The organism is Gordonia hydrophobica NBRC 16057 (genome assembly GCF_001592365.1).
In the GTDB taxonomy this organism is placed as follows: Bacteria; Actinomycetota; Actinomycetes; order Mycobacteriales; family Mycobacteriaceae; genus Gordonia; species Gordonia hydrophobica.
In genome coordinates, this window is record NZ_BCWU01000001.1 from 329,033 (window position 1) to 353,140 (window position 24,108).

Annotated in this window: 24 protein-coding genes; 17 read left to right on the forward strand and 7 right to left on the reverse strand. The window is 68.7% G+C overall.

Annotated features, from left to right (window positions below; all coding sequences use genetic code 11):
* Window positions 1-134: 134 nt before the first annotated feature.
* The 5 genes from GH2_RS01640 to GH2_RS01660 all read left to right on the forward strand — a co-directional run bounded on the left by GH2_RS01640 (window position 135) and on the right by GH2_RS01660 (window position 5,671).
* Window positions 135-1,163 (forward strand): sulfate ABC transporter substrate-binding protein, encoded by a 1,029-nt coding sequence (locus tag GH2_RS01640; RefSeq protein WP_066163251.1) that lies wholly within the window; start codon window positions 135-137, stop codon window positions 1,161-1,163.
* Entirely contained in the window at window positions 1,160-2,011 is an 852-nt protein-coding gene (cysT, locus tag GH2_RS01645; RefSeq protein WP_066162195.1) for a sulfate ABC transporter permease subunit CysT, read from the forward strand. The genes GH2_RS01640 and cysT overlap by 4 nt, the downstream gene beginning before the upstream one ends.
* Window positions 2,008-2,952, forward strand: coding sequence for a sulfate ABC transporter permease subunit CysW (gene cysW / locus GH2_RS01650; protein WP_066162197.1), 945 nt, complete (start codon window positions 2,008-2,010; stop codon window positions 2,950-2,952). The genes cysT and cysW overlap by 4 nt, the downstream gene beginning before the upstream one ends.
* A gap of 1 nt (window position 2,953) precedes the next feature.
* The gene (locus GH2_RS01655) at window positions 2,954-3,943 is read left to right on the forward strand and encodes a sulfate/molybdate ABC transporter ATP-binding protein (RefSeq protein ID WP_066162200.1); all 990 of its coding nucleotides are present in this window, start codon (window positions 2,954-2,956) and stop codon (window positions 3,941-3,943) included.
* 102 nt (window positions 3,944-4,045) lie between these two features.
* Window positions 4,046-5,671 (forward strand): AMP-binding protein, encoded by a 1,626-nt coding sequence (locus GH2_RS01660; RefSeq protein WP_066162202.1) that lies wholly within the window; start codon window positions 4,046-4,048, stop codon window positions 5,669-5,671.
* 159 nt (window positions 5,672-5,830) lie between these two features.
* On the opposite strand, the gene GH2_RS01665 is transcribed toward GH2_RS01660, so the two are convergent.
* The 5 genes from GH2_RS01665 to GH2_RS01685 are packed head-to-tail and all read right to left on the reverse strand — an operon-like array spanning window position 5,831 to window position 11,323.
* Window positions 5,831-6,562: a sirohydrochlorin chelatase gene (locus tag GH2_RS01665; protein WP_066162204.1), complete on the reverse strand. Its 732-nt coding sequence runs from the start codon at window positions 6,560-6,562 to the stop codon at window positions 5,831-5,833.
* A 2-nt stretch (window positions 6,563-6,564) separates the two neighbouring features.
* Window positions 6,565-7,926 carry a sulfate adenylyltransferase subunit 1 gene (locus GH2_RS01670; protein WP_066162207.1) on the reverse strand — a complete coding sequence of 454 codons (1,362 nt, stop codon included), beginning with the start codon at window positions 7,924-7,926 and terminating at the stop codon, window positions 6,565-6,567.
* Window positions 7,926-8,861, reverse strand: coding sequence for a sulfate adenylyltransferase subunit CysD (cysD, locus tag GH2_RS01675; RefSeq protein ID WP_066163253.1), 936 nt, complete (start codon window positions 8,859-8,861; stop codon window positions 7,926-7,928). Before cysD ends, GH2_RS01670 begins: the two co-directional genes overlap by 1 nt.
* Window positions 8,858-9,586, reverse strand: a complete 729-nt coding sequence (locus tag GH2_RS01680) for a phosphoadenylyl-sulfate reductase (RefSeq protein ID WP_066162210.1) — start codon at window positions 9,584-9,586, stop codon at window positions 8,858-8,860. The genes cysD and GH2_RS01680 overlap by 4 nt, the downstream gene beginning before the upstream one ends.
* Before the next feature lie 9 nt (window positions 9,587-9,595).
* Window positions 9,596-11,323, reverse strand: coding sequence for a nitrite/sulfite reductase (locus GH2_RS01685; protein WP_066162211.1), 1,728 nt, complete (start codon window positions 11,321-11,323; stop codon window positions 9,596-9,598).
* Window positions 11,324-11,655: 332 nt separating this feature from the next.
* On the opposite strand from GH2_RS01685, the gene hemW reads away from it, so the two are divergent.
* A complete protein-coding gene (gene hemW, locus GH2_RS01690) occupies window positions 11,656-12,882 on the forward strand; it encodes a radical SAM family heme chaperone HemW (RefSeq protein ID WP_066162213.1) in 1,227 nt (408 codons plus the stop codon).
* A gap of 13 nt (window positions 12,883-12,895) precedes the next feature.
* On the opposite strand, the gene GH2_RS01695 is transcribed toward hemW, so the two are convergent.
* Window positions 12,896-13,318 (reverse strand): type II toxin-antitoxin system VapB family antitoxin, encoded by a 423-nt coding sequence (locus GH2_RS01695; protein WP_066162216.1) that lies wholly within the window; start codon window positions 13,316-13,318, stop codon window positions 12,896-12,898.
* Between the two features lie 54 nt (window positions 13,319-13,372).
* Here GH2_RS01695 and hrcA point away from each other — a divergent pair, with 54 nt between their 5' ends.
* The 9 genes from hrcA (at window position 13,373) to era (ending at window position 21,419) form a co-directional block, all read left to right on the forward strand.
* Window positions 13,373-14,434 carry a heat-inducible transcriptional repressor HrcA gene (gene hrcA / locus GH2_RS01700; RefSeq protein WP_066162218.1) on the forward strand — a complete coding sequence of 354 codons (1,062 nt, stop codon included), beginning with the start codon at window positions 13,373-13,375 and terminating at the stop codon, window positions 14,432-14,434.
* A 34-nt stretch (window positions 14,435-14,468) separates the two neighbouring features.
* Window positions 14,469-15,617 (forward strand): molecular chaperone DnaJ, encoded by a 1,149-nt coding sequence (dnaJ, locus tag GH2_RS01705; protein WP_066162221.1) that lies wholly within the window; start codon window positions 14,469-14,471, stop codon window positions 15,615-15,617.
* Window positions 15,614-16,366: a 16S rRNA (uracil(1498)-N(3))-methyltransferase gene (locus tag GH2_RS01710; protein WP_066162226.1), complete on the forward strand. Its 753-nt coding sequence runs from the start codon at window positions 15,614-15,616 to the stop codon at window positions 16,364-16,366. Before dnaJ ends, GH2_RS01710 begins: the two co-directional genes overlap by 4 nt.
* 7 nt (window positions 16,367-16,373) lie before the next feature.
* A complete protein-coding gene (locus GH2_RS01715; RefSeq protein WP_066162231.1) occupies window positions 16,374-17,132 on the forward strand; it encodes an alpha/beta hydrolase family protein in 759 nt (252 codons plus the stop codon).
* Between the two features lie 129 nt (window positions 17,133-17,261).
* On the forward strand, window positions 17,262-18,299 hold the full coding sequence (locus GH2_RS01720) for a PhoH family protein (RefSeq protein ID WP_066162233.1): 1,038 nt from the start codon (window positions 17,262-17,264) through the stop codon (window positions 18,297-18,299).
* Window positions 18,296-18,838, forward strand: a complete 543-nt coding sequence (ybeY, locus tag GH2_RS01725; RefSeq protein WP_066162236.1) for an rRNA maturation RNase YbeY — start codon at window positions 18,296-18,298, stop codon at window positions 18,836-18,838. Before GH2_RS01720 ends, ybeY begins: the two co-directional genes overlap by 4 nt.
* 12 nt (window positions 18,839-18,850) lie before the next feature.
* Window positions 18,851-20,182, forward strand: a complete 1,332-nt coding sequence (locus GH2_RS01730; protein ID WP_066163255.1) for a hemolysin family protein — start codon at window positions 18,851-18,853, stop codon at window positions 20,180-20,182.
* On the forward strand, window positions 20,172-20,492 hold the full coding sequence (locus tag GH2_RS01735; protein WP_066162239.1) for a cytidine deaminase-like protein: 321 nt from the start codon (window positions 20,172-20,174) through the stop codon (window positions 20,490-20,492). Before GH2_RS01730 ends, GH2_RS01735 begins: the two co-directional genes overlap by 11 nt.
* 3 nt (window positions 20,493-20,495) lie before the next feature.
* Window positions 20,496-21,419: a GTPase Era gene (gene era / locus GH2_RS01740; RefSeq protein ID WP_066162242.1), complete on the forward strand. Its 924-nt coding sequence runs from the start codon at window positions 20,496-20,498 to the stop codon at window positions 21,417-21,419.
* Between the two features lie 46 nt (window positions 21,420-21,465).
* On the opposite strand, the gene GH2_RS01745 is transcribed toward era, so the two are convergent.
* On the reverse strand, window positions 21,466-22,341 hold the full coding sequence (locus tag GH2_RS01745; protein ID WP_066162244.1) for an SMP-30/gluconolactonase/LRE family protein: 876 nt from the start codon (window positions 22,339-22,341) through the stop codon (window positions 21,466-21,468).
* An 86-nt stretch (window positions 22,342-22,427) separates the two neighbouring features.
* Between GH2_RS01745 and GH2_RS01750 the strand changes: the two genes are divergently transcribed.
* Both GH2_RS01750 and recO read left to right on the forward strand, forming a co-directional pair.
* Window positions 22,428-23,258, forward strand: a complete 831-nt coding sequence (locus GH2_RS01750) for an alpha/beta fold hydrolase (RefSeq protein ID WP_066162247.1) — start codon at window positions 22,428-22,430, stop codon at window positions 23,256-23,258.
* 45 nt (window positions 23,259-23,303) lie between these two features.
* Window positions 23,304-24,095 carry a DNA repair protein RecO gene (recO, locus tag GH2_RS01755; protein WP_066162251.1) on the forward strand — a complete coding sequence of 264 codons (792 nt, stop codon included), beginning with the start codon at window positions 23,304-23,306 and terminating at the stop codon, window positions 24,093-24,095.
* Window positions 24,096-24,108 lie beyond the last annotated feature (13 nt).

Sequence of the window (24,108 nt, forward strand, 5' to 3'; positions counted from 1 at the left end):
CTCCGCTAGCACAACTTTTCGGCTCCGCCGCCGTCGTTGCGCCGCCGTGCAACGGGCCGTTGAGACCTGCCCGCGGCGATGGTTAGGTACTTCAGGTGAGTACGGGAACCAAGACACGCGCCGGGACGGCGGCGATCAGTCTGGCACTGATCGTCGGCCTCGTCGCTGCGCTCACCGGGTGCGGTGGCGGCAGTACCGACAGCCCCGGCGGAATCGACATCTCGTCGGGGAGCAGGCACCTGAACCTGGTGGCGTATGCGACACCGAAAATCGGGTTCGACGAGGTGATTCCGGCGTTCCGCCAGACGCCCGGCGGCAGTGACATCGGTTTCTCACAGTCGTACGGCGCCTCGGGCGATCAGTCCCGCAAGGTGGCCCGTGGGCTGCCCGCCGACGTGGTCAACCTCTCTGTCGAACCAGACATCACCCGCCTGGTGAAGGCCGGTGTCGTCGACGCCGACTGGCAGACGCAGGCACCGCACAACTCGGTGCCGTTCGGCTCGGTGGTGGCGCTCGTCGTCCGCAAGGGCAACCCCAAGAACATCCGCACCTGGGACGACCTCCTGCGCCCGGGCGTCGAAGTCATCACGCCCAACCCAGGCAGCTCGGGCTCGGCCAAGTGGAACCTGCTGGCCCCGTACGCCGCCATGAGCGACGGCGGCGCGAACCCGCAGGCCGGGCTCGACTACGTCACCGACCTGGTGCGCGACCACGTGAAGGTGCTGCCGAAATCGGGCCGCGAAGCCACGTCGACGTTCCAGCAAGGGCAAGGCGACGTCCTGATCAGTTACGAGAACGAGGCGATCATGCTCTCCCGCAAGAACGCAGGCGCGCCCGCCGCCGACCAGATCGACTACGTGGTCCCCTCGACCACCTTCAAGATCGAGAACCCGATCGCTGTGGTGAACACAAGCAAGGACAAGGAAGCCGCGAAGACCTTCGTCGACTTCCTGTTCTCCACCGTGGGCCAGGAACTGTGGGCCAAGGCCGGATTCCGTCCCGTCGATCCGGCGGTCGCCGAACAGACCGCTGACCTGTTCCCCGGCGAGATCAGCCGGCTGTGGACGGTCGACGATCTCGGCGGCTGGAAGAAGGTCGACGAGCAGTTGTTCGGCAGCGACGGCGCCATCAGCCGGATCTACGCATCGGAGGCGGGCCGATGACCGCCGAGACCGTCGACTCCGGCGCGCAGGGATCGGACTCGTTCGCGCCGCGCCGCGGCTGGCGACCGGACGGACCGCTGTCGCTCGGCGTCACCGGACTGTGGCTGTCGATCATCGTGCTGCTGCCGCTCGCGGCCATCGCGGCAGCGTCGTTCGACGACGGTCCCAGCGGATTCTGGGCGGGCATCACCGATTCGGCCGCACTGCAGTCGCTCGGGATCACGCTGGTGATCTCGCTGGTCGTGGCCGTCATCAACGTGATCTTCGGGACCATCATCGCGTGGGTGTTGGTCCGCGACGACTTCCCGGGCAAGAGCGTCGTCAACGCGATCATCGATCTGCCGTTCGCGCTTCCGACGATCGTCGCCAGCCTGGTGCTGCTGTCGCTGTACGGACCCAACAGCCCGTTCGACATCCAGCTCGTCGCCACCCAGCCCGGCGTCATCATGGCGCTGACCTTCGTCACGCTGCCGTTCGTCGTCCGCCAGGTGCAGCCGGTCTTGATGGAGCTCGACACCTCCGTCGAAGAGGCCGCCGCAGTCCTCGGCGCAGGCAATCGGGTGATCTGGGCCAAGATCGTGCTGCCGGCGCTGCTGCCCGCGATCCTCTCGGGCGCCGGCCTGGCCTTCACCCGGGCGATCGGCGAGTTCGGATCAGTGGTCCTGATCGGCGGCAACATCCCCGGCAAGACCCAGGTCGCCTCGCAGTACATCCAACAGCAGATCGAGATCGACGAGCAGGTCAACGCCGCCGCCGTCTCCGTCGCGCTGCTGGCCATCGCGTTCGTCGTGCTTTTGATCCTGCGCGTGATCGCCCGATTCCAGAGTCGCCGGGAGGGTGACGAATGATCATCTCGCGTCTGACCCGGCTCACGCTGCGCACCGTGGCGCTGCTGTACCTGCTGGTGCTCCTGGTGGTGCCGGTGGCACTGATCTTCTGGCGGTCGTTCGAGCACGGCATCGGCCAGTTCTGGGACTGGATCACCACGCCCGCCGCGATCTCCGCGCTGCAGTTGACGCTGCTGATCGTGGTGATCGTCGTCCCGCTCAACGTGGTGTTCGGCATTCTCACCGCCCTCGCCCTGGCCCGTGGCCGGTTCCCGGGCAAAGGACTGCTGCAGTCGGTCGTCGACCTGCCGTTCGCGGTGTCGCCGGTCGTCGTCGGCGTCGCGCTGATCGCGCTGTGGGGGAGCAGCGGGTGGTTCGGGGGCATCGAGTCCCTCGGCTTCCGGGTGATCTTCGGGATACCGGGCATGGTGCTCGCCACGATCTTCGTGACCCTGCCGTTCGTGGTGCGTGAAGTGGAGCCAGTGCTCCGCGAGATCGGCACCGAACAGGAGGAGGCGGCCGCCACCCTCGGCGCCACCGGCTGGCAGACGTTCTGGCGGATCACCCTCCCCGCCATCCGATGGGGTCTGACTTACGGCGTCATCCTGACCATCGCCCGCGCGCTCGGCGAGTTCGGCGCCGTCACGATGGTGTCGTCGAACTTCCCCGGCGTCTCGCAGACCTTGACGCTGCTGGTGAACTCGCGCTACACCGACGACTACAACGAGTACGGTGCCTACGCGGCGGCGACGCTGCTGATGCTGGTGGCTGTGCTGGTGCTGGTGGTGATGACGGTGATCGAGCGTCGCGCCAAAGGCAAGCTCGTCTGGGCGAGCGAAGCGACGAGTGATGACACGGCTGACGCGGAGACCGACGCGCCGTCGGCGCAGCGTGCCGCCGACCAGGCCGCGTCCACCGCACCCGAACCCACACTGACCAACGCCGTCGGCAAGGAGAACTGACATGTCCATCTCGGTGACCGGAGCCAACAAGCGGTACGGCGACTTCGCGGCGCTCGACGACGTCTCGATCGAGATCCCGCAGGGCTCGTTGACCTCACTGCTCGGACCGTCGGGGTCGGGCAAGTCCACCCTGCTGCGCGCCATCGCCGGGTTGGACCGCCTCGATTCGGGCACCGTCCGGATCAACGGACTCGACGTGTCCGGGGCGTCGCCGCAGCAGCGCGACATCGGTTTCGTCTTCCAGCACTACGCCGCGTTCAAGCACCTCACCGTCCGCGACAACATCGCCTTCGGCCTCAAGATCCGGAAGCGGCCCAAGGCCGAGATCAACGCGAAAGTCGACGAGCTCCTCGACATCGTGGGTCTGACCGTCTTCCAGAAGCGGTACCCGGCGCAGTTGTCCGGCGGTCAGCGGCAGCGCATGGCCCTCGCCCGCGCCCTCGCCGTGGACCCCAAGGTGCTGCTGCTCGACGAGCCGTTCGGCGCGCTCGATGCGAAGGTGCGCGAGGACCTGCGCAAGTGGCTGCGCCAGCTCCACGACGAAATGCACGTCACCACCGTCCTCGTGACGCACGACCAGCAGGAGGCGCTCGACGTCTCCGACCGCATCGCCGTCCTCAACAAGGGACGGATCGAGCAAGTGGGGGCGCCCGACAGCCTCTACGACCGGCCCGACAATGTCTTCGTCGCGTCGTTCCTCGGCTCCATCTCGCGCCTGAACGGCGAGCTGGTGCGCCCCCACGACATCCGGCTCGGCCGCTCCCCGGAGATGGTCTTCCCGCCCGCCGACACCGAACTCGATACCGGCGTCATCAAAGCCACGGTCAAACGGGTGGTGAACCTCGGTTTCGAGACCCGCGTCGAGTTGGTCGCGGCGGCATCCGGCGAGGAGTTCCTCGCCCAGATCACCCGCGGTGATCAGAACGCCCTCGGGCTGGTCGCGGGCGAACACATCTTCGCGCGGGCGACCAAGGTTCCGGAGCTGGGATAGTCGCGAACGCCGCCCCCACCGGGGCGCGCAGTGGGATGCTGGAACGGCCCGCGAGTCGCGACTCCGGTGTCCTTGAGGTGTAGTCGAGAATGGAGCCAGCCCATGACCAACGGTGACCGCAGCGGACTCGACACCCCGCTGACACCACTGCGCTTCCTGGAGCGGGCCGTCGAGGTTCACCCCGAGAAGGAAGCGGCCGTCGACGGCGCGCGGCGGATCACCTACCGCGAGTTGGCGGCGACGGTCACACGGCTCGCGAACGCGCTGCGGGCGTCGGGTCTGGGCGCGGGCGAGCGGGTCGCGTACCTGTCGTCGAACTCGTTCGAACTGCTGGTCGCGCACTTCGCGGTCCCGCTCGCGGGCGGTGTGCTCGTCGCGATCAACACCCGGCTGGCGCCCGCCGAAGTGCAGTACATCTGCGACCATTCCGGCGCCACGATCCTGGTCGGCGATCCAGCCCTGCTGGCTCCGTTGGCCGACGTGCCGTTTCAGACCGTCGGCGAGGTGGTGCAGGCGCCCGAGCAGGATGGGTCGTACACCGGGTCCGGCACCCGATACGACGACGTGCTGGCGCGCGGCGACGACACCCCGATCCCATGGGAGGTCGACGACGAGAACGCGGTCATCACCATCAACTACACCTCCGGCACCACGGGCAAGCCGAAGGGCGTGATGTACACGCACCGCGGCGCGTACCTGGCGTCGCTCGGCAATGCCATGACCCAGGGGTTCACCACCGGCACCCGGTATCTGTGGACGCTGCCGATGTTCCACTGCAACGGCTGGTGCGGGCCGTGGTCGGTCACCGCGGTCGCGGGGACTCACGTGTGCCTGCGGGCGGTGCGCGGCGACGACATGTGGCGTCTCATCGACACCGAGTGCGTGAACCAGATGAGCGGTGCGCCGACGGTCCTCACCACCCTCGCGACGGCGGGGGAAGCGCATGCGATGGATCGCAGGCTGGCGATCGCGACGGCCGGCGCGCCGCCGAGCCCGACCATCATCCGCGCCATCGGCAATCTCGGCATCGAACTCATCCACGTGTACGGCCTCACCGAGACGTACGGTCCGTATTCGGTCTGCGAGCCCGCCGAGAGTTGGTCGGACCTGTCCGACGACGAGCGTGCCGTCAAGATGGCGCGCCAGGGCGTCGGGATGGTGACCGCCGACCGGATGCGGGTGGTCCTGCCGCAGGCGGCCGAGGACGGGTCGTTGATCGACGTCGCCGCCGACGGGGTGCAGATGGGCGAGATCGTGATGCGCGGCAACGTCGTCATGAAGGGCTACTTCGAGGATCCGGAGAAGACCGCTGAGGCCTTCGCCGGCGGCTGGTTCCATTCCGGCGACCTCGGCGTGATGCATCCCGACGGGTACGTTCAGCTCCTCGACCGGGCCAAGGACGTCATCATCTCGGGCGGCGAGAACATCTCCACCATCGAGGTGGAGCAAGCGGTCGTCAGCCATCCGGCGGTGTTGGACGTCGCGGTGGTCGGCGTTCCGGACGACAAGTGGGGCGAGCGTCCCAAGGCGTACGCGGTCCTGCGGCCCGGCGCCGAGCTCACCGAGGCCGAGGCGATCGCGCACGTGAAGACCCAGATCGCTTCGTACAAGGCCCCGCGCGAGGTGGAGTTCGTCGACGACCTCCCCAAGACGTCGACCGGCAAGATCCGCAAGAACGAACTGCGCGACGCCGCCTGGGGCGACGCGAAGGTCCGGATCCAGGGCTAGCGCGGCCTGCGAGCGCACCTGCCCCCACGCTGATCGAGTGCCGTCGGCGAGTGCCGCCTGCCCCCACGCTGATCGAGTGCCGCCTGCGAGCGAAGCGAGCAAGCGGTGTATCGAGATCCCCGCGACCACCCACCCGATTCCGCCTCGTGTCGACGAGTGTCAGCCACCGATCGGCGCAGGCTCCGCAGCGACGGCGGCGGCGTACAGCCGGGTGACGGCGCGAACCAGGCACGGGTGCTCGGCGACGGGAGCTGCGACGAACATCGGGACGTTCATGGCGTCGAGGTAGCGTTCCACCCGATCGGTCAACAACCCCGCCGACAGGAACAGCGGGCTGACGGCGATCCGGCTGGCGCCGGCGGCGAGAAGGGCATCGACGGCGTCGTGGACGACGGCGCCGTCGCGGCCCAGACGCGTCGCGAACACGGTGCGCACCGGCAGGCCGAGAACGCCCGACAGTTCGTGACCGCGTTCGATGACCGACGCGTCGCTCCCGGCGTCCGACGATCCGACTGCCAGCATCAGCACGGCGTCGTCGCCGTTGAGGCCCGACTCGGTGAGCCGATCGGCGAGCGCCGGAACGGGGGAGTAGCGACCGACGACCGGCGTCTGGCGGACGCGCAGGGCCGGGTTGGCGGCGACCGCGTCGTCGAGCAGTGCAGGCAGATCGGTCTTGCTGTGGAAACCGTCGCCGAACAGCAGCGGAACCACCACCACCTCGCCGGCCAGCTCAGCGAGCACATCGCTGATCAGCGGAGCGGTGAGGTCGAGGTAGGCCAACTCCACGCGCACGGCAGGCAGCGCGACGCGGACGGCGTCGGCCACCCGCCGCGCGGTGACGTCGAACCGCGGATCGCGGCTGCCGTGCGCGGCGAGGAGCAGGGTGGTCATTCTCAGACCAGGGCGGGCGCCGACAGCTTCAGCGACTCCAGAGCGTCGCCGACGAGTCCGGCACCGAGGGTGTTGCCGCCCTGGGGATCGATCAGCAGGAAGCTGCCCGAGTCGCGGTCGACGGAGTAGTCGTCGGCCGCGATCGGCTCGGCGGTCTGCAGCGAGACTCGACCGATCTGGTTGAGCTCCAACGATTCCGGGGTGTCGACCAGACTGAGCTCCTGCTCGTCGAACAGTGCGTCGAGCGCACCGACGATCGCCTGGGTGGTCTTGGCGCCGTGCTTGAGCAGCAGGCGCGCACCCGGGCGCAGCGGCTTCTCCGCCAGCCAGCACACCGTGGTGGTGAACTGCTGCGCGGGTTCGGGCGCATCGCTCGCCGAGGCGATCAGGTCGCCGCGCGAGATGTCGATGTCGTCGGTCAGCAGCAGCGTGACACTGCGGCCCGCGTGTGCGGTCTCGAGTTCGCCGTCCGGGGTGTCGATCTTGGCGATGGTGGTGCGCTGACCCGACGGCTGCACGACCACCTCGTCGCCGACCGACACGGTGCCCGCCGACACCAGACCGGCGTAGCCGCGGTAGTCCGGGTACTCGGCGGTGCGCGGCCGGATCACGTACTGCACCGGGAAGCGCAGGCCGACGTCGCCGCGGTCGAGCTGGTTCGGCACCGTCTCGAGGTGCTCGATGAGGGTCGGACCGTCGTAGTACGGGGTGTTCTCGGAGCGGATGGCGACGTTGTCGCCGTGCAGCGCCGAAACGGGGATCTCCTGCACCTGATCGGGGGCGTAGCCGAGCGCGGCGGTGATCTCGTTGAACTCCCTGGACACGGTCGCGAACACCTCGGCCGGGTTGTCGACGAGGTCGATCTTGTTCACGGCCAACACCAGGCGCGGGACGCCGAGCAAGGCCATCACGGCGGCGTGGCGACGGGTCTGGGCGACGACGCCGTTGCGGGCGTCGACCAGCAGGATCACCAGCTGCGCGGTCGACGCGCCCGACACCGTGTTGCGGGTGTACTGGACGTGACCGGGGGTGTCGGCGAGGACGAACGACCGAGCAGGCGTCGCGAAGTACCGGTACGCGACGTCGATGGTGATGCCCTGCTCCCGCTCGGCGCGCAGGCCGTCGACCAGCAGCGAGAGGTCCGGGGTGTCCATGCCGCGGTCGACGGACGCCTTGGTGACGGCGTCGATCTGATCGGCGAGCACCGACTTGGTGTCGTAGAGGAGGCGGCCGACGAGCGTCGACTTGCCGTCGTCCACCGAACCAGCGGTCGCGATGCGCAGCAGATCTGCTGAACTGCGGACCGGTCCGCTCGCTTCGCTCCCGGCGCCGAAATCGCGCTCGGTGAGGTTGGGGTTGCTCATCAGAAATATCCTTCGCGCTTGCGGTCTTCCATGGCTGCCTCGGAGACACGGTCGTCGCCGCGGGTGGCGCCGCGCTCGGTCAGACGCGAGGCCGCGACCTCGGCCAGCACGGCTTCGTTGTCGGTGGCGTCGGACAGCACGGCGCCGGTGGTGGAACCGTCGCCGACGGTGCGGTAACGGACCATCCGGGTCTCGACGGTCTCGCCCTCGCGGGGACCGCCCCACGGACCGGACGTCATCCACATGCCGTCCCGCTCGTACACCTCACGCTCGTGCGCGTAGTACAGGGGAGCGAGCAGCACCTGTTCGCGGGCGATGTAGCGCCACACGTCGAGCTCGGTCCAGTTGCTCAGCGGGAACACGCGCACGTGCTCGCCCGGTGCGTGACGGCCGTTGTACAGGTTCCACAGCTCGGGGCGCTGACGCTTCGGATCCCACTGGCCGAACGCGTTGCGCAGCGAGAAGATGCGCTCCTTGGCGCGGGCGCGCTCCTCGTCGCGGCGGGCGCCGCCGAAGACCGCGTCGAACCGGTTCTCGCTGATGCCGTCGAGCAGCGGAATGGTCTGCAGCGGGTTGCGGATCCCGTCCGGACGCTCGGTGAGGCGACCGTCGGCGAGGTACTCCTCGACGCTCGCGACGTGCAGGCGCAGGCCGTGGCGTTCGACGATCTCGTCGCGGAACTTGATGATCTCCGGCAGGTTGTGGCCGGTGTCCACGTGCATCAGCGTGAACGGCAGCGGTGCGGGCCAGAAGGCCTTGAGCGCCAGGTGGAGCAGCAGCGTGGAGTCCTTGCCGCCGGAGAACAGGATCACCGGTCGCTCGAACTCGCCCGCGACCTCGCGGAAGATGTGGATGGCCTCCGACTCGAGAGCGTCGAGGGTGGTGAAACCCGTGGCGTTCGAGGTCTGGATCTGTGTCGATTCAGTGATGGTCATGACGCGTGCAACCCGCATTCTGTCTTGGCGCTGCCGGCCCAACGGCCGCTGCGCGGATCGGCTCCGGCGGCTGGTTTGACGGTGCAGGGTGCGCACCCGATCGAGGGGTAGCCCTCGTCGACCAGCGGATTCACCAGGACGCCGTGAGTGTCGATGTAGTCCTGGAACTGCTCGTCGCTCCAGGCGGCGAGCGGATTGATCTTGACGATGCCGAACGCATCGTCGAACGAGATCAGCGGAGCGTTGGCGCGCGTCGGCGCCTCGACACGGCGGATCCCCGTGACCCATGCGCGGTACGGCTTCAGCGCGCCGCGCAGCGGAACCACCTTGCGGAGTCGGCAGCACTCTCCCGGCTCCCGGCTGAACAGATCCTTGCCGAGGAGCTGATCCTGCTCTTCGACGGTGTGCTCGGGCGTGATGTTCAGCAGCTCGAGGTCGTAGACCTGGGTGACGGCGTCGCGGGTGCCGAGGGTCTCGGCGAAGTGGTAGCCGGTGTCCAGGAACAGTGCCTTCAGCTTGCCGCCGACGGCGTCCTTGTTCTCGATGGCCTTGTCGGCGACGTCGATCAGGACGGCGTCCTGCATGTTCGCGGCGATCACGAAGTCGGGGCCGAACGTCGCGGCCGTCCAGCGGAGCAACTGCTCCGCCGTGGCGTCCGGACCGAGTTCGGCGGCGCCCGCCTCGGCGATGGCGCGCAAGTCCTCTGTCGTTTCGATGACGGTCATGTCACTTCCTCACTGCAGGTCCGTGTCGTCGGCGCGGACCACCCACTGGGCAAAGCGCTCGTTCTCCTCGCGCTGTGCGATGTAGTTGCGGACGACGCGCTCGATGTAATCGCCGAGATCGGCCGAGAGCACCTTGTGCTGACGGACCTTGCGGCCGAAGCCGAGGTCGGCGCCCAGGCTGCCGCCCAGGTGGACCTGGAAGCCCTCGGCCTTGGTGCCGTCCGGTTGCTCGATGAGCTGGCCCTTGAACCCGATGTCCGCGGTCTGGATGCGCGCGCATGAGTTGGGGCAGCCGTTGAGGTGGACGGTGACCGGGACGTCGAGCTGCGAGTTCAGGTCGGCCATCCGCTCCTCCAGCTCGGGGAGCAGGGCGATGGCGCGGCGACGCGTCTCGACGAACGCCAGCTTGCAGTACTCCAGGCCGGTGCAGGTCATGATGCCGCGACGCCACGGCGTCGGGTTGGTCGGCAGGCCGATCTCCTCGAGCTCGGCGACCAGCTGGTCGACCTTGTCCTCCTCGACGTTGAGGACGATCAGCTTCTGGTACGGCGTGGTGCGGACCTCGGTGGCGCCCGCGCGCTCGACGGCGTCGGCGAGCTGCAGCAGCATGGTGCCCGACACGCGACCGGAGACCGGGGCGGCGCCGACGGCGAACTTGCCGTTCTTCAGCTTCTGGATGCCGACGTGGTCGCGGACCTTGGTGACCGGCTCCGGCGCCGGGCCGTCGAGCAGCTTGCGGCCCAGGTACTCGGTCTCCAGGATCTCGCGGATCTTCTCCGGGCCGAGGTCCTTGACCAGGAACTTAAAGCGGTTCTTGCTGCGCAGACGACGGTAGCCGTAGTCGCGGAACAGGCAGGTCACGGCCTCCCAGACATCGGGGACGTCCTCGAGGGGAACCCAGGCGCCCAGGCGCACCGAGAAGTGCGGGACGGTGGAGAGGCCGCCGCCGACCCAGAGGTCCAGGCCGGGGCCGTGCTCGGGGTGGTTGACGCCGACGAACGCGATGTCGTTGATCTCGTGGGGGAGGTCCTGCAGACCGGAGACCGACGTCTTGTACTTGCGCGGCAGGTTCGCGTACTCGGGCTTGCCGATGTAACGGCGGACGATCTCGTCGAGCGCCGAACTGGCATCCAGCACCTCGTCGACGGCGAGTCCGGCCAGCGGCGAACCGAGCATGCCGCGCGGGCAGTCGCCGCACGCGGAGGTGGTCTGCATGCCCACCTCGCCGAGACGGCGCCAGATCTCCGGCACGTTCTCGATCTCGATCCAGTGGTACTGGAAGTTCTGGCGGTTGGTGATGTCGAGGGTGTCGCGGGCGAAGTCGCGCGAGATGCCGCCGATGGTGCGCAGCCGGTCCAGATCCAGGATCTGACCGTCGGCGCGCACGCGCATCATGAAGTACGGCGACTCCAGCAGGTCGCCGTTCTCGTCACCGGTGAAGGTGCCGTCGTAGCCTTCGGCGCGCTGCGTGTACAGGCCCATCCAGCGGAAGCGGCCGCGGAGGTCGTTCTTGTCGATCGCGTCGTGCCCGAGTTCGGCGTACAGATCGGTGATCCGTCCTCGGACGTTGAGCGGGTGGTCGTCCTTCTTCCACTGCTCGACCGGGTTCTGCGGCTCGCGGTAGCCGAGTGCCCACTGCGCCTCGGTCTTGCGCTTGGTGGGGCGCGAGCGCTTGCGCGGTGCGGCCGGTGCGTCGGAAGCCGGCGCGGTGGTCGTCTGGGGCGGGGTGAGCGTCATCAAAACTCCTGAGTGCGCCGCCCACACAGGGCAGCACAAAGTTGGGCTGAAACCAGGTGTGACGAGAGTCGGCGTCCTCGGTGGATCCGCGGGCTGGGCGGGCAGGAGAGTGGACTATGCGGGCAGGGCCCGCGCGGCCGATCTGTCGGTCAGTGCCGACAGAATGCGCTGCAGACGCGCTTGAGATCGATGTGTCGCCGCTGGGCGAGCCACACTCCTGAGGAAGTCACGACAACTATGGTGCCACGCGGATCGCATGCCCGTCTACTTGCGGTTATTTTTCCTCACGCTGAGATTAATACTCTTGACAGGCCGTGAGTCATCATGGATGAGTGATAGAACGACGCGCCCCGCACGAGCTCTCCGACGAGGCTCGGGCGGCTCTGCGCGACGCCGATCCGGCGCGAGGGCTCAGCCTGTACCTCCACGTCCCCTTCTGTGCAACACGCTGCGGGTACTGCGATTTCAACACCTACACCGCCGGCGAACTCGGCAGTTCGTCGTCGCCGCAGAGCTGGCTGGAAGGGGTCCGCGCCGAGCTCGATCAGGCGGCGGCATTCCTAGGTTCCGGACGTCCGGTCTCGACGATCTTCGTCGGCGGCGGCACCCCGTCGTTGCTCGGCGGGGACGGTCTGGCAGAGCTGTTGAGTGCTGTACATCACTCGTTCGACCTCGCTCCCGGCGCCGAAGTGACGACCGAATCGAACCCGGAGTCCACCTCGCCGGAATTCTTCCACACCTTGCGGGAGGCGGGATTCACCCGCGTCTCGCTCGGCATGCAGTCGGCCGCGACCCACGTGCTGCGCGTCCTGGAACGCACGCACACTCCCGGTCGTGCGCTCGACGCCGCGCGCGAGGCCGCCGCCGCCGGTTTCGAGCATCTCAACCTCGATCTGATCTACGGCACCCCGTCCGAGCGCGACGACGACCTCGACGCCTCACTCGACGCAGTCCTCTCCGTGCCCGTCGATCACGTCTCGGCGTACGCGCTGATCGTCGAAGACGGCACCCGGTTCGCCCGCAAGGTGCGCCGGGGCGAGGTCCCGATGCCCGACGACGACGTGCTCGCCGCGCGCTACGAGATGATCGACGCGCGGCTCGCCGCCGCGGGAATGACCTGGTACGAGGTGTCGAACTGGGCTCGCGCGGGCCAGGACGGACTGCCGGTCCCGGACTCGGTCTGTCGGCACAACGAGGCGTACTGGCGCAGCGACGACTGGTGGGGCGTCGGCCCCGGCGCGCACTCGCATGTGGGCGGTGTCCGCTGGTGGAACCAGAAGCATCCGGCCACCTACTCGGCGTCGCTGGCGGCCGGCGCGCTGCCGATCGACGGATCCGAGGTGCTCACCGACGAGGACCGACACACCGAGGCGGTGATGCTCCGCCTCCGCATGCGCGACGGCCTGTCCGCCGACGAGTTGGACGAGGGCGAACGCGACCGTGCCGACGGCGCCGTCGCCCGGGGCCTGCTGACTGCGGACGGGCAGCGCTACGTGCTGACCGACGCCGGCCGGCTGCTGGCGGACGGGATCACGCGGGACATCCTGGTCGCCGACTGAGCGGCGACACGCGTCAGTCCAGCCGGTGGGCGCCGCCGCGGCGGCGGGTGGGATGCACTGCGCGACCCATGCGGATCGGGGCGGTCGTCTCGACGGCGGACTCACCGAATCCGGGCGTCGGAGCGGAGCCCGCGGCCAGTCGTTCGTCCAGATCGAGCAGCCGCGCGTGGATGATGGTGCGGTTCCGGAGCGCCGAGCGGACGGCGCGATGCAGTCCGTCTTCCAGATACAGGTCGCCGTCGAACTGGACCACATGGGCGAAGAGATCACCGTAGAACGTCGAGTCCTCCGACAGCAGCTTGTCCAAGGCGAGCACCGTCGTCACGGTGATCAGCTGGTCGAGGCGGAATTGACGGGGCGGGATCTGTGCCCATTCGCGCGGCGTGAGACCGTGCTCGACGTACGGTTTGCCATCGCGCACGCCCTTGAAGATCATCGCCGTCCTGGTCTTTCCATCAGTTTCGTAGAATGGTCGTATCCACTGTAGGCAATGTCAGTGATCGGAGGTGTCGAGTTGTCGTCGTCGACAGATGACAGGCGTTTCGAGATCCTGCGTGCCATCGTCACCGATTACGTCGATACGCAGGAACCGATCGGGTCCAAAGCCCTCGTCGACCGCCACCAGCTGGGCGTTTCCAGTGCGACGGTCCGCAACGACATGGCGGTGCTCGAAGCTGAGGGCTACATCGCGCAGCCGCACACCAGCTCCGGTCGCGTCCCGACCGACAAGGGCTATCGGATGTTCGTGGACCGGATCAGCGAGATCAAACCGCTGTCGGCGGCCGAACGACGCGCCATCCTCTCAGTCCTCGACAGCAGCGTCGACCTGGACGACGTCCTCCGCCGCTCGGTGAAGCTGCTGGCCCAACTGACCCGGCAGGTCGCCGTCATCCAGTACCCGGTCCTGTCCACCGCGCGGGTGCGGCACCTCGAAGTGGTGTCGCTGACGCCGAGCAGGCTGCTTCTGGTCGTCATCACCGACACCGGCCGGGTGGAGCAGCGGATGGTGTCGCTGGCGAACGAACTCACCGACGACAACTTCACGCTGGTGCGCGACATGTTCTCGAAGGCGCTCGACGGGCAGCGACTGGAGGACGCGTCGGCCGCCGTCGCCGAACTCGCGACCACCGCGCCGACTGAACTGCAGGAGGCAGTCGTCACCGTCGCCACCGTCCTCGTCGAGACGCTCGTCGAACGCGGCGAGGACCGGCTGGTGCTCGGCGGGACGTCGAATCTCGCGCGGTCGGCCGCCGACTTCTCCCAGTCGATGGGCGGCATGGACATTGTCCTGGAAGCTCTCGAAGAGCAGGTCGTGGTGCTGAAGCTGTTGGCCCACGCCCAACGGACGGGACAGGTGACCGTGCAGATCGGGGAGGAGACCAACACCCAGGACCTCCGGAACACCTCGGTGGTCTCGACCGGGTACGGTGCTTCGGGGACTGTGTTCGGCAGTGTCGGGGTGGTCGGTCCCACGAGGATGGACTATCCGGGAACAATCGCGTCGGTCGCGACGGTTGCCAAATATGTCGGCGAGATCCTCGCCGAACGTTAGTTGACGAGAGTATCTGTGAAGGACTTAATTCACCGTGGCTAGTGACTACTACGGAACCCTGGGCGTGTCGCAGGGCGCGTCGGACCAGGAGATCAAGCGTGCGTACCGCAAGCTGGCGCGCGAGCTGCACCCCGACGTCAACCCCGACGCCGAGGACCGGTTCAAAGAAGTCACGACCGCGTACGAGGTCCTGTCCGACCCGGAGAAGCGCCGCATCGTCGACGCCGGCGGCGACCCGCTCGGCAGGCAGGGGGGATTCGGCGGCGATCCGTTCGGGTCCGGTGGTCTCGGCGACATCTTCCAGACGTTCTTCGGCGGAGGCGGCGGCGGATTCGCAGGCGGTCGTGGTCCGCGCGGCCGCGTCCGACCCGGCGAAGCCGCGCTGGTCGGCGTCAAGCTCGATCTCGAGGAGATCGCGGCGGGCGCCCGCAAGGAGATCACCGTCGACACCGCGATCCTCTGCGACACCTGCAAGGGTGGCGGCACCCGCAACGACTCCAAGCCCGTCACCTGCGCCACCTGTAAGGGCGCGGGCGAGATCCAGGCCGTGCAGCGCTCGTTCCTCGGCCAGGTGATGACCGTCCGCGAATGCCCCGAATGCCGCGGCGCCGGCGAGACCATCCCCGATCCCTGCCTCAAGTGCGCGGGCGACGGCCGCGTCCGCTCGCGGCGCACCATGACCGTCAAGATCCCCGCCGGCGTCCAGGACGGCATGCGCGTGCGCCTCGCCGGACAGGGCGAAGTGGGCCCGGGCGGCGGTCCGGCGGGCGACCTGTACGTCGAGATCTCGGAAGCGGCCGACGACGTCTTCGTCCGCGACGGCGACGATCTGCACTGCACCGTCCGCGTCCCGATGGTCGACGCCGCGCTCGGCACCGAGATCAGTGTCGACACCGTGCTCGGCGGCAGCGCGACCGTCGCGGTCGACGCGGGCACGCAGCCCGGCACCGTCGTCCGCGTTCGCGGTCAGGGCCTGCCGCACCTCAACTCCGGAATCCGCGGCGACCTCCACGCGCACCTCGAAGTGGTGGTGCCGCGCAAGGTCGACAGCCACCAGTCCGACCTGCTGCGCACTCTCCGCGAGGCGATCGGCGAAGAGGTGGAGCTGGTGACGGCGAAGTCGAAGTCCGCCGAGAACGGCGGACTGTTCTCCAAACTGCGCAACGCCTTCGCCGGCCGATGACGCCGCCCCTCTTCTGGGTCGACGAGGTGCCTCGCGCCGGCGATGTCGCACTCGTCAGCGGCCCGGAAGGCAGGCATGCGGTCACCGTGACCCGCATCAAGGCGGGTGAGACGGTGATCCTGGGCGACGGCCGCGGAACCACCGCGGTCTGCGAGGTGCTCAGCGTTGACGGCAAGGACAGGCTCTCCGTCCGCGCCGGACGCGTCGAGTTCGCCGCGCGCGCCCGGCCGGTCGTGACGATTGTGCAGGCGCTGCCGAAAGCCGAGCGCTCCGAACTCGCCGTGGACCTGATGACCGAGGCGGGCGTCGACGCGATCGTGCCGTGGCAGTCGTCGCGTAGCATCGCGCGCTGGAGCGGGACCAAAGCCGTCAAGGGCGTCGAGAAATGGCGCACCACCGCGGCGACGGCCGCCAAACAGGCGCGCCGCGCGTGGATCCCGGAGGTCGCCGACCTCGCGAACACCACCGACGTCCGCGCCATCGCATCGCGTGCGGTGGCCGACGGGGGAATCGTCGCGCTCCTGCACGAGGACGGCGCGGTCCCGTTCCGCTCACTCCGCTTCGACGACGTCCCCGAGGTGGTTCTGGTGATCGGTCCCGAGGGTGGGCTGGCCGACGCCGAGATCGCCGACCTCACCGCGCTCGGCGCACGCTCGGTGGTGCTGGGTCCGGAAGTGCTGCGGACCGCGGCAGCGGGCGCCGTCGCACTGGGCGCCCTCGGTGCGGTCACCGACCGGTGGGCCCGGTAACGGCATCGTGCGACGCAAGAAGATCCGCTACGGGGAGCACGACAGCACCTTCGGACACCTGTATCTGCCCGACGTCGGGCCTGCCGAACGTGCGCCCGTCGTGGTGCTGGTGCACGGCGGCTACTGGTCGGCGGAGTTCTCGCTGATCGTCTACTCGGCCATCGCCGCCGACCTGGCTCGCCGCGGCGCGGTGGTGTGGAACGTGGAATACCGCCGCGTCGAGGAGGACGGCGGCGGCTGGCCGGGCACCGGGCGCGACGTGGTCGCCGCGATCAGCGCGCTCGACGGCCCGGTGGCCGAGCAACTCGCGATCGCGGGCATTCGGATCGACGCGAAGAACGTCGCCGTCGTCGGACACTCCGCGGGCGGTCAGCTCGCCGTCTGGGCGGTCGCGCAGTTGCAGGCCGCCACCCAGACCTGCCGAATAGCGACGGTGGTCGCGCAGTCCGCGGTCCTGGACTTCACCGTCGGCGGCAGCGACCGCCCCTCGGTGCAACGGCTGCTCGGTGCGAGCTTCGCCGAGGCTCCCGAACGATACGCGGCGGCGTCGCCCGCCCACCAGGCGCCGTTCGATGCTTTGGTCGCCGCCATCCACACCGTCGACGACGAATCGGTGCCGGTGGAGATGAGCCGCCACTACGTCGCCGACGCCGTCCGACGCGGGCAGCGCGCCGCCCTGTACGAGCTCCCCGACGGCGGCCACAACGCCTTCCTCGACACCCGCGGGGCGGCGCACCGGCAGACGTTGCGCGTCATGGGGATCTGATCGCGTGGCCGCCGCGAGGCACGCCGAGGACGCCTCGGCCGATACTCGGTCGCTCCGTCGCACCTGCGGCGATAGACTCGACACCAGTACACACCACACCAGCCGCACAACCTCGGGAGAGAAATCTTAGTGACTGACGACAACCGCGACGAGAACACAGACGCCGTGGTGAGTTCGAACATCGAGGTTCCGCAAGACTTAGCGGTGGGGCTGCTGGGGGCGGCCGACGTGAATCTCCGCATGTTGGAGACACAGCTGCCCGCCAAGATCAATGTGCGCGGCAACCGCATCACCCTGTCTGGATCGGCCGCCGACGTCGCCGCGTCCGAACGTGTGATGGTGGAGTTGATGCGCGTGGTCCGCGGCGGCACCACGCTGACGCCGGACCTGGTCCGGCAGAGCCTCTCGATCCTGGCCGCCGGTGATTCCGAGACGCCTGCCGACGTGTTGAGCCTCGACATCCTCTCGCGACGCGGCCGGGTGATCCGCCCCAAGACGCTGAACCAGAAGCGCTACGTGGATGCGATCGACAAGAACACGATCGTCTTCGGGCTCGGTCCCGCGGGCACCGGCAAGACCTATCTCGCGATGGCCAAAGCAGTGCAGGCGTTGCAGGCCAAGGAGGTCAGCCGCATCATCCTGACCCGGCCGGCCGTCGAGGCGGGGGAGAAGCTCGGCTTCCTGCCCGGCACCCTGCACCAGAAGATCGACCCGTATCTGCGTCCGCTGTACGACGCCCTCCACGACATGATGGACCCGGAGGCGATCCCGAAGCTGATGGAGGCCGGCGTCATCGAAGTGGCACCGCTGGCCTTCATGCGCGGTCGGACCATCAACGATTCGTTCATCATCCTCGACGAGGCGCAGAACACCACCGCCGAGCAGATGAAGATGTTCCTCACCCGCCTCGGTTTCGGCGCCAAGATCGTCGTCACCGGCGACGTGACCCAGGTGGACCTGCCGGGCGGCAAACAGTCGGGTCTGCGGGTGGCCGCGCGCATCCTCGACGGGATCGACGACATCCACTTCGCGAACCTGACCAGCGCCGACGTGGTCCGCCACAAGCTGGTCGCCGACATCGTCGAAGCGTACGGCCGGCACGAGGAAGCCGGGAACCGGAGCATGCGGCGCGACGGACTGCGCCGTTCGAGCGGGAGTCGCCGATGAGCATCGAACTGTTCAACGAGTCGGGCGTCGACGTCCCCGAGCAGCTGATCATCGAAGCGGCGCGCTTCGCGATGCGTCGGATGGAGGTCCACGCGGGCGCGGAACTCTCGATCCAGCTCATCGACTCCGACTCGATGGCCGAACTGCACGTGCAGTGGATGGACCTGCCCGGCCCCACCGATGTGATGAGCTTCCCGATGGACGAGCTCACCCCGGGCGGGCGGCCCGACGCCGACGATCCCGGACCGGCCATGCTCGGCGACATCGTGCTCTGCCCGGAGTTCGCGGCGGAGCAGGCGAAGTCGCAGCGGCACAGCTTCGAGCACGAGCTCGCCGTCCTCACCGTGCACGGCGTGCTGCATCTGCTCGGCTTCGACCACGCCGAACCGGACGAGGAACGCGAGATGTTCGGTCTGCAGGGGCAGATCATCACCGACTGGTACTCCGCGCGCGATGACCGCAAGCGGTTCCTGGAGCAGGCGGCGCGCGACACCCGGCTGCTGGGCGACATCGGATTCGCCGATCGAGAGGGCCGCTAGGGAATGTCGCCGATGCTCAGCGACATCGTCTACCTGTGCGTCGTCGCACTGCTGACTGCGCTCGCGGCCCTGTTCGCCGCCACCGACGCGGCGCTCGCGACCGTCTCCGTCGCACGGATCGACGACCTCCTCAAGGACGGTCGTGCCGGTGCCCGGCGGCTTCGCGTCGTCGTCGACCAACGCGCCACCTACGTCAGCCTCGCCGTCCTGCTCCGCGTGCTGTGCGAGATCGCGGCCACCGCGCTCGTCGCCGTCCTCACCGTCAACGCCTTCGGCACCGGCTGGGGGATCGGGATCACCGTCGTCGCGATGACGATCGTCTCGTTCGTCGCGGTCGGCGTCGGCCCACGCACGCTCGGCAGACAGAACGCGTACTCCATCTCGCTGGTCGCCGCCCCGATCCTCACCGCTGTCGGCGTGCTGCTGCGGCCGGTCACCCGCGTCCTCATCATCACCGGCAACGCGCTCACCCCGGGCAAGGGATACCGCAACGGTCCGTTCGCCACCGAAGTCGAGGTCCGCGAGGTGGTCGACATGGCGCAGGAGCACGGGATCGTCGAACCGTACGAACGTCGGATGATCCAGTCGGTCTTCGAGTTCGGCGACACCGACGCCCGCGAGGTGATGGTCCCGCGCCCGGAGATGATCTGGATCGAGAACGACAAGTCGGCGGCGCAGGCCATGAGCCTGGCCGTCCGGTCCGGGCACTCCCGCATCCCCGTCATCGGCGAGAATCCCGACGATGTGCTCGGCGTGGTCTACCTCAAAGACGTCGTCGAACGACTGCTGCCGCAATTGTCGAGCGCGGCCAGCGGCATCACCGTCGACGCCGTGATGCGCGAACCCGAGTTCGTGCCCGACTCCAAACCGCTCGACGACGTCCTCGCCGACATGCAGGCCAAACGGAATCACATGGCGCTGCTGGTGGACGAGTACGGCGGGATCGCCGGGCTCGTCACCATCGAGGACGTTCTCGAGGAGATCGTCGGCGAGATCTCCGACGAGTACGACACCGATGAGATCGCGCCGATCGAGGAGATCTCCGACGGCGTCTACCGGGTCTCGTCGCGACTGCCGGTGGAGGACCTGGAAGAGCTGTTCGACGTCGAGATCGACCTGGACCTCGACGACGTCGACACCGTCGGCGGGCTGCTGGCGCTGCGCCTGGGACGGGTGCCGCTGCCGGGCGCCAAGGTGAAGGTCGACGGTCTGCGGATGACCGCAGAGGGCGGACCCAACCGCCTCGGCCGCCAACGCATCACGAGCGTCGTCGTGCGGCGCACCAAGAAGGCCGCCGCCGCAGTCGAGGCCGCCGACGTCGAGAAGGAGCCCGATGACGCTTGACGACGAAGACGGCAAGCTGCTGATCCTGGCGCGCGGAGCGGCCGGACGGGTCGGCGGCGGACAGGGCGCCGCCGTGCGTGACGCGGATGGTCGTACGTACACCGGCGCCCCCGTCGACCGGACGCACCTGACGTTGACCGCACTCCAGGTCGCGGTCGCGACAGCTCTCGCCAGCGGTGCGCCCGGATTCGAGGCGGCACTGCTGTTCGGCGGCAGCGCCGACGATGTCGGCGTCGCCCTGCTGCACGAGATTTCCCCGGCCGCGACGGTGATCGTCACCGATCCCGCCGGCCATGTGAAGGAGAACTGAGCCGTGACCGATTCTGCTGAGACGAACCGCGACGGGACGTTCCGTTCCGGCTTCGTGTGCTTTGTGGGCCGCCCCAACACCGGCAAGTCGACGCTCACCAATGCGCTCGTCGGCGACAAGGTCGCGATCACCTCCAACCGGCCGCAGACCACCCGCCACACCATCCGTGGCATCGTGAACCGCCCCGACGCGCAGCTGATCCTGGTCGACACCCCCGGGCTGCACAAGCCGCGCACCCTGCTCGGACAGCGGCTCAACGACCTGGTCCGCGAGACCTACTCCGAGGTCGACGTCATCGGCGTCTGCATCCCCGCCGACGAGGCGATCGGGCCCGGCGACCGGCGCATCATCGACGAGATCATGGCGACCACGCCGCGCACCCGCAAGGTCGGCATCGTCACCAAGATCGACCGGGTGAGCCCGGACAAGGTGGCCGAGCGGCTGATGGAACTGTCGACCATCATGGGGCCCGACGCCGAAGTGGTGCCGTGCTCGGCCAAGTCCGGCAAGCAGCTCGACGTGCTCGGCGACGTGCTGGTCTCCCTCTGCGAGGAGGGCCCGGCGTTCTATCCCGACGGCGAACTGACCGACGAGCCCGAACAGGTGCTGATGGCCGAGTTCATCCGCGAAGCGGCTCTCGAGGGCATCCGCGACGAGCTCCCGCATTCGCTCGCCGTGGTCATCGAAGAGGTGATCCCGCGCGACGACTCCGACCTCGTCGACGTCCACGCCATCCTCTTCGTGGAGCGCGACTCGCAGAAGGGCATCATCATCGGTCGCAAGGGCGCTCGACTGAAGGAGGTCGGGACCACCGCCCGCGCTCAGATCGAACGCTTGCTGGGCACCAGGATCTACCTCGACCTGCACGTGAAGGTCGCCAAGGACTGGCAGCGCGATCCGAAACAGTTGGGCCGCTTGGGATTCTAAGGCATGTCTCCCAGTGGTGGTGGTCCCACGGTCAATCACCGAGAGGTCAGGAGGGCGCCAGCGCGATGCCGGTGATCTTCTCGCCCAGATCGACCACCACGCGGTCGCCGGTGCCGTCGAGCGTGACCGCCCGAATGGTGCCGCCCAGGTCCGACACGTACGCGGTGCCTGCGGCGACGTCGACGGCCAGACCGATCGCCTCCTGCAGCCCGCGCGCCAGGATCTCCGGTTCGGCGCCCCGCTGCCCGAGCGCGGGGATCGGCGCGCGGTTGAGCGTGTTCCCGTCAGGCTCGGCGCCCCGATCGGTCCAGTACAGGTAGCCGTCGGCCACGGCCAGATCGATGGGTTCGGGCCGCGCGTCCCACAGCAGTTCCACATCGGTGCGGGGGCCTGCGGGCCCGACGAGCCCGGCGCGGAAGATGCGCCCGCGCCCGCCCTTCGACGGACCCTTCTGCGTCCAGTACAGGTGGCCGCCATCCACCGCGACGCCCACGCAGTCGGCCATGCCGTCGGGCTCGGGGGCGTTCACGACCTCCTCGACGCGGTCGGACCCGTCGAGCAGACACGACGACACCCGACGGCCCTCGCGGTCGCTCCAGTACAGGCGCACGCCGTCGGACGCCACCTGCTTGCCGGTGACGATGGCGCCGGGCGGCAGCAGATCGCGGCGGCCGCGGCCGTCGAGCCCGATCGCGTGCAGACCGCCGTCGGCGGCGGAGTAGTCGAACTTCGCCTCGCCCTCCACGCCGGGGCGGATCGCGGGCTTGCCCATCGTGGTCCAGTAGACGGTGCCGTCGACCACCGCGACGCCGTCCGGACAGTAGGCGCCGTCGCGCGCGAGGAGGGTGTGCACCGTCCCGTCGGCCGCGTCGACTCGGTAGATGCTGCGCGAAGCGAGGCCGAGCGCGATCACTGCGGTCATGGGGCCACTCCTGTCGCCGAGACGGATGGACTTCCGAGAGTAGTCGGACCCTCGACATCGGCGCGGAACTGCGCAACGATCAATGGATGGGGAGCGTTGAGCTGGAAGCGGGAACCATCGACTACCTCGACACCGGGGGAGACGGTCCCGTCCTCCTGTTCGGGCACGGTCTGCTGATGAATCGGACGCAGTGGCGGCGGGTGATTCCGCTGCTCGACGACTACCGCTGCATCGCTCCCACGCGGCCGCTCGGCGCGCAACGGCAGCCGATGAACCCGGCGGCCGATCTCAGTCACGCCGGGCAGGCGCGGATCATCGCCGACTTCATGGACGCACTGGACCTGCACGACGTCACGCTGATCCTCAACGACTGGGGCGGCGGCCAGTTCGTGGTCTCCGAGGGACGTGACGAGCGGCTGGCACGCATGGTGCTGGCCTCCTGCGAGGCGTACGACAACTTCCCGCCCAAAGCCGCCCGACCCGCCGCGCTCCTGTGCCGGGTGCCCGGCGGCACCTGGCTCCTGACGCGCCTGACGCGGCTGTCGTTGTTCCGCCACGGCCGCCCCGCGTACGGGGGACTGGCGCAGGGGCGGATCCCGGACGCGGTGATGGACGACTGGTTCAGCCACGCCTTCGACGACGCCGCCATCCGCCGCGATCTCCGCAAGTTCGTGACCGGCACCCCGCCGTCGAACGTCCTGCTGGACTGGCACCGGCAGGTCGTCTCGTTCGACCGCCCGGTGCTGCTGCTGTGGGCCACCGAGGATCGGATGATGCCGGTGGAGCATGCGCGGCAGATGGTCGACGAGTTCCCGAACGCGACGCTGGTGGAGGTCGCCGACTCCGGCACTCTCATCGGCGAGGACCAGCCCGAGCGGTTCGCCGCGGAGCTGCGCGCGTTCGTCGGCGCCGCCTGAGCGTGGCCGCTGGGAGTTGTCAGGACGCGGTGACACAATGGGTCAGTGAGGTTCTATCGGGATGAAGGCGTCGTGCTGCGCCAGCACAAGCTGGGCGAGGCCGATCGCATCATCACCTTCCTCACTGCCGAGCACGGACTGGTGCGCGCCGTCGCGAAGGGCGTGCGTCGGACCCGCTCCAAGTTCGGCGCGCGGCTGGAACCGTTCGCGCACGTCGACGTGCACTTCTATCCCGGCCGGAACCTCGACGTCATCACGCAGGTCGACAGTCTGCACGCGTTCAGCGACGACATCGTCGCCGACTACGGCCGATACACCACCGCGTGCGCCGTCCTCGAGACCGCCGAGCGGCTCGCAGGCGAAGAACGGGCGCCCGCCCAGCACCTGCATCGGTTGACCGTCGGCGCGCTGCAGGCGCTCGCCGAGGACCGGCGGGAGCGGCAGTTGATCCTCGATGCATTTCTGTTGCGGGCGATGTCGGCGGCCGGGTGGATGCCTGCACTGACGGTGTGTGCGCGGTGCGCCCAGGCCGGACCGCATCGTGCGTTCCACGTCGCTGCGGGCGGCGCGGTGTGCGTGCACTGTCGTCCCGCGGGGGCGGCGACCCCGTCGGTCGGGGTGCTGGATCTGATGGAGGCGCTGGCGCGCGGGCAGTGGGAGCACGTCGCCCTCGCCACCGACTCTCAGCGCAGGCAGGCCACCGGCCTCACCGCGGCGCACCTGCAGTGGCATCTGGAACGACAGCTGCGGACCTTGCCGCTCATCGAACGGCAGGCGCCGCATAGGCTGATCGAGCGTTCCGCACGCCCCGACACCACCGTCACCGAGACCGCATGAAAGGCCGGACCTG

Excerpts from the sequence above, each read along its gene's own strand:
- GH2_RS01750 (WP_066162247.1), top strand. The coding sequence starts at position 22,428 with ATGGGGAGCGTTGAGCTGGAAGCGGGAACCATCGACTACCTCGACACC.
- GH2_RS01655 (WP_066162200.1), top strand. The coding sequence starts at position 2,954 with ATGTCCATCTCGGTGACCGGAGCCAACAAGCGGTACGGCGACTTCGCG.
- cysT (WP_066162195.1), top strand. The coding sequence starts at position 1,160 with ATGACCGCCGAGACCGTCGACTCCGGCGCGCAGGGATCGGACTCGTTC.
- GH2_RS01695 (WP_066162216.1), bottom strand. The coding sequence starts at position 13,318 with ATGATCTTCAAGGGCGTGCGCGATGGCAAACCGTACGTCGAGCACGGT.
- GH2_RS01710 (WP_066162226.1), top strand. The coding sequence starts at position 15,614 with ATGACGCCGCCCCTCTTCTGGGTCGACGAGGTGCCTCGCGCCGGCGAT.
- GH2_RS01745 (WP_066162244.1), bottom strand. The coding sequence starts at position 22,341 with ATGACCGCAGTGATCGCGCTCGGCCTCGCTTCGCGCAGCATCTACCGA.
- GH2_RS01670 (WP_066162207.1), bottom strand. The coding sequence starts at position 7,926 with ATGAGCAACCCCAACCTCACCGAGCGCGATTTCGGCGCCGGGAGCGAA.
- GH2_RS01685 (WP_066162211.1), bottom strand. The coding sequence starts at position 11,323 with ATGACGCTCACCCCGCCCCAGACGACCACCGCGCCGGCTTCCGACGCA.
- cysD (WP_066163253.1), bottom strand. The coding sequence starts at position 8,861 with ATGACCATCACTGAATCGACACAGATCCAGACCTCGAACGCCACGGGT.
- hrcA (WP_066162218.1), top strand. The coding sequence starts at position 13,373 with ATGTCAGTGATCGGAGGTGTCGAGTTGTCGTCGTCGACAGATGACAGG.
- GH2_RS01680 (WP_066162210.1), bottom strand. The coding sequence starts at position 9,586 with ATGACCGTCATCGAAACGACAGAGGACTTGCGCGCCATCGCCGAGGCG.
- GH2_RS01665 (WP_066162204.1), bottom strand. The coding sequence starts at position 6,562 with ATGACCACCCTGCTCCTCGCCGCGCACGGCAGCCGCGATCCGCGGTTC.
- ybeY (WP_066162236.1), top strand. The coding sequence starts at position 18,296 with ATGAGCATCGAACTGTTCAACGAGTCGGGCGTCGACGTCCCCGAGCAG.
- cysW (WP_066162197.1), top strand. The coding sequence starts at position 2,008 with ATGATCATCTCGCGTCTGACCCGGCTCACGCTGCGCACCGTGGCGCTG.
- GH2_RS01735 (WP_066162239.1), top strand. The coding sequence starts at position 20,172 with ATGACGCTTGACGACGAAGACGGCAAGCTGCTGATCCTGGCGCGCGGA.
- GH2_RS01660 (WP_066162202.1), top strand. The coding sequence starts at position 4,046 with ATGACCAACGGTGACCGCAGCGGACTCGACACCCCGCTGACACCACTG.
- GH2_RS01730 (WP_066163255.1), top strand. The coding sequence starts at position 18,851 with ATGCTCAGCGACATCGTCTACCTGTGCGTCGTCGCACTGCTGACTGCG.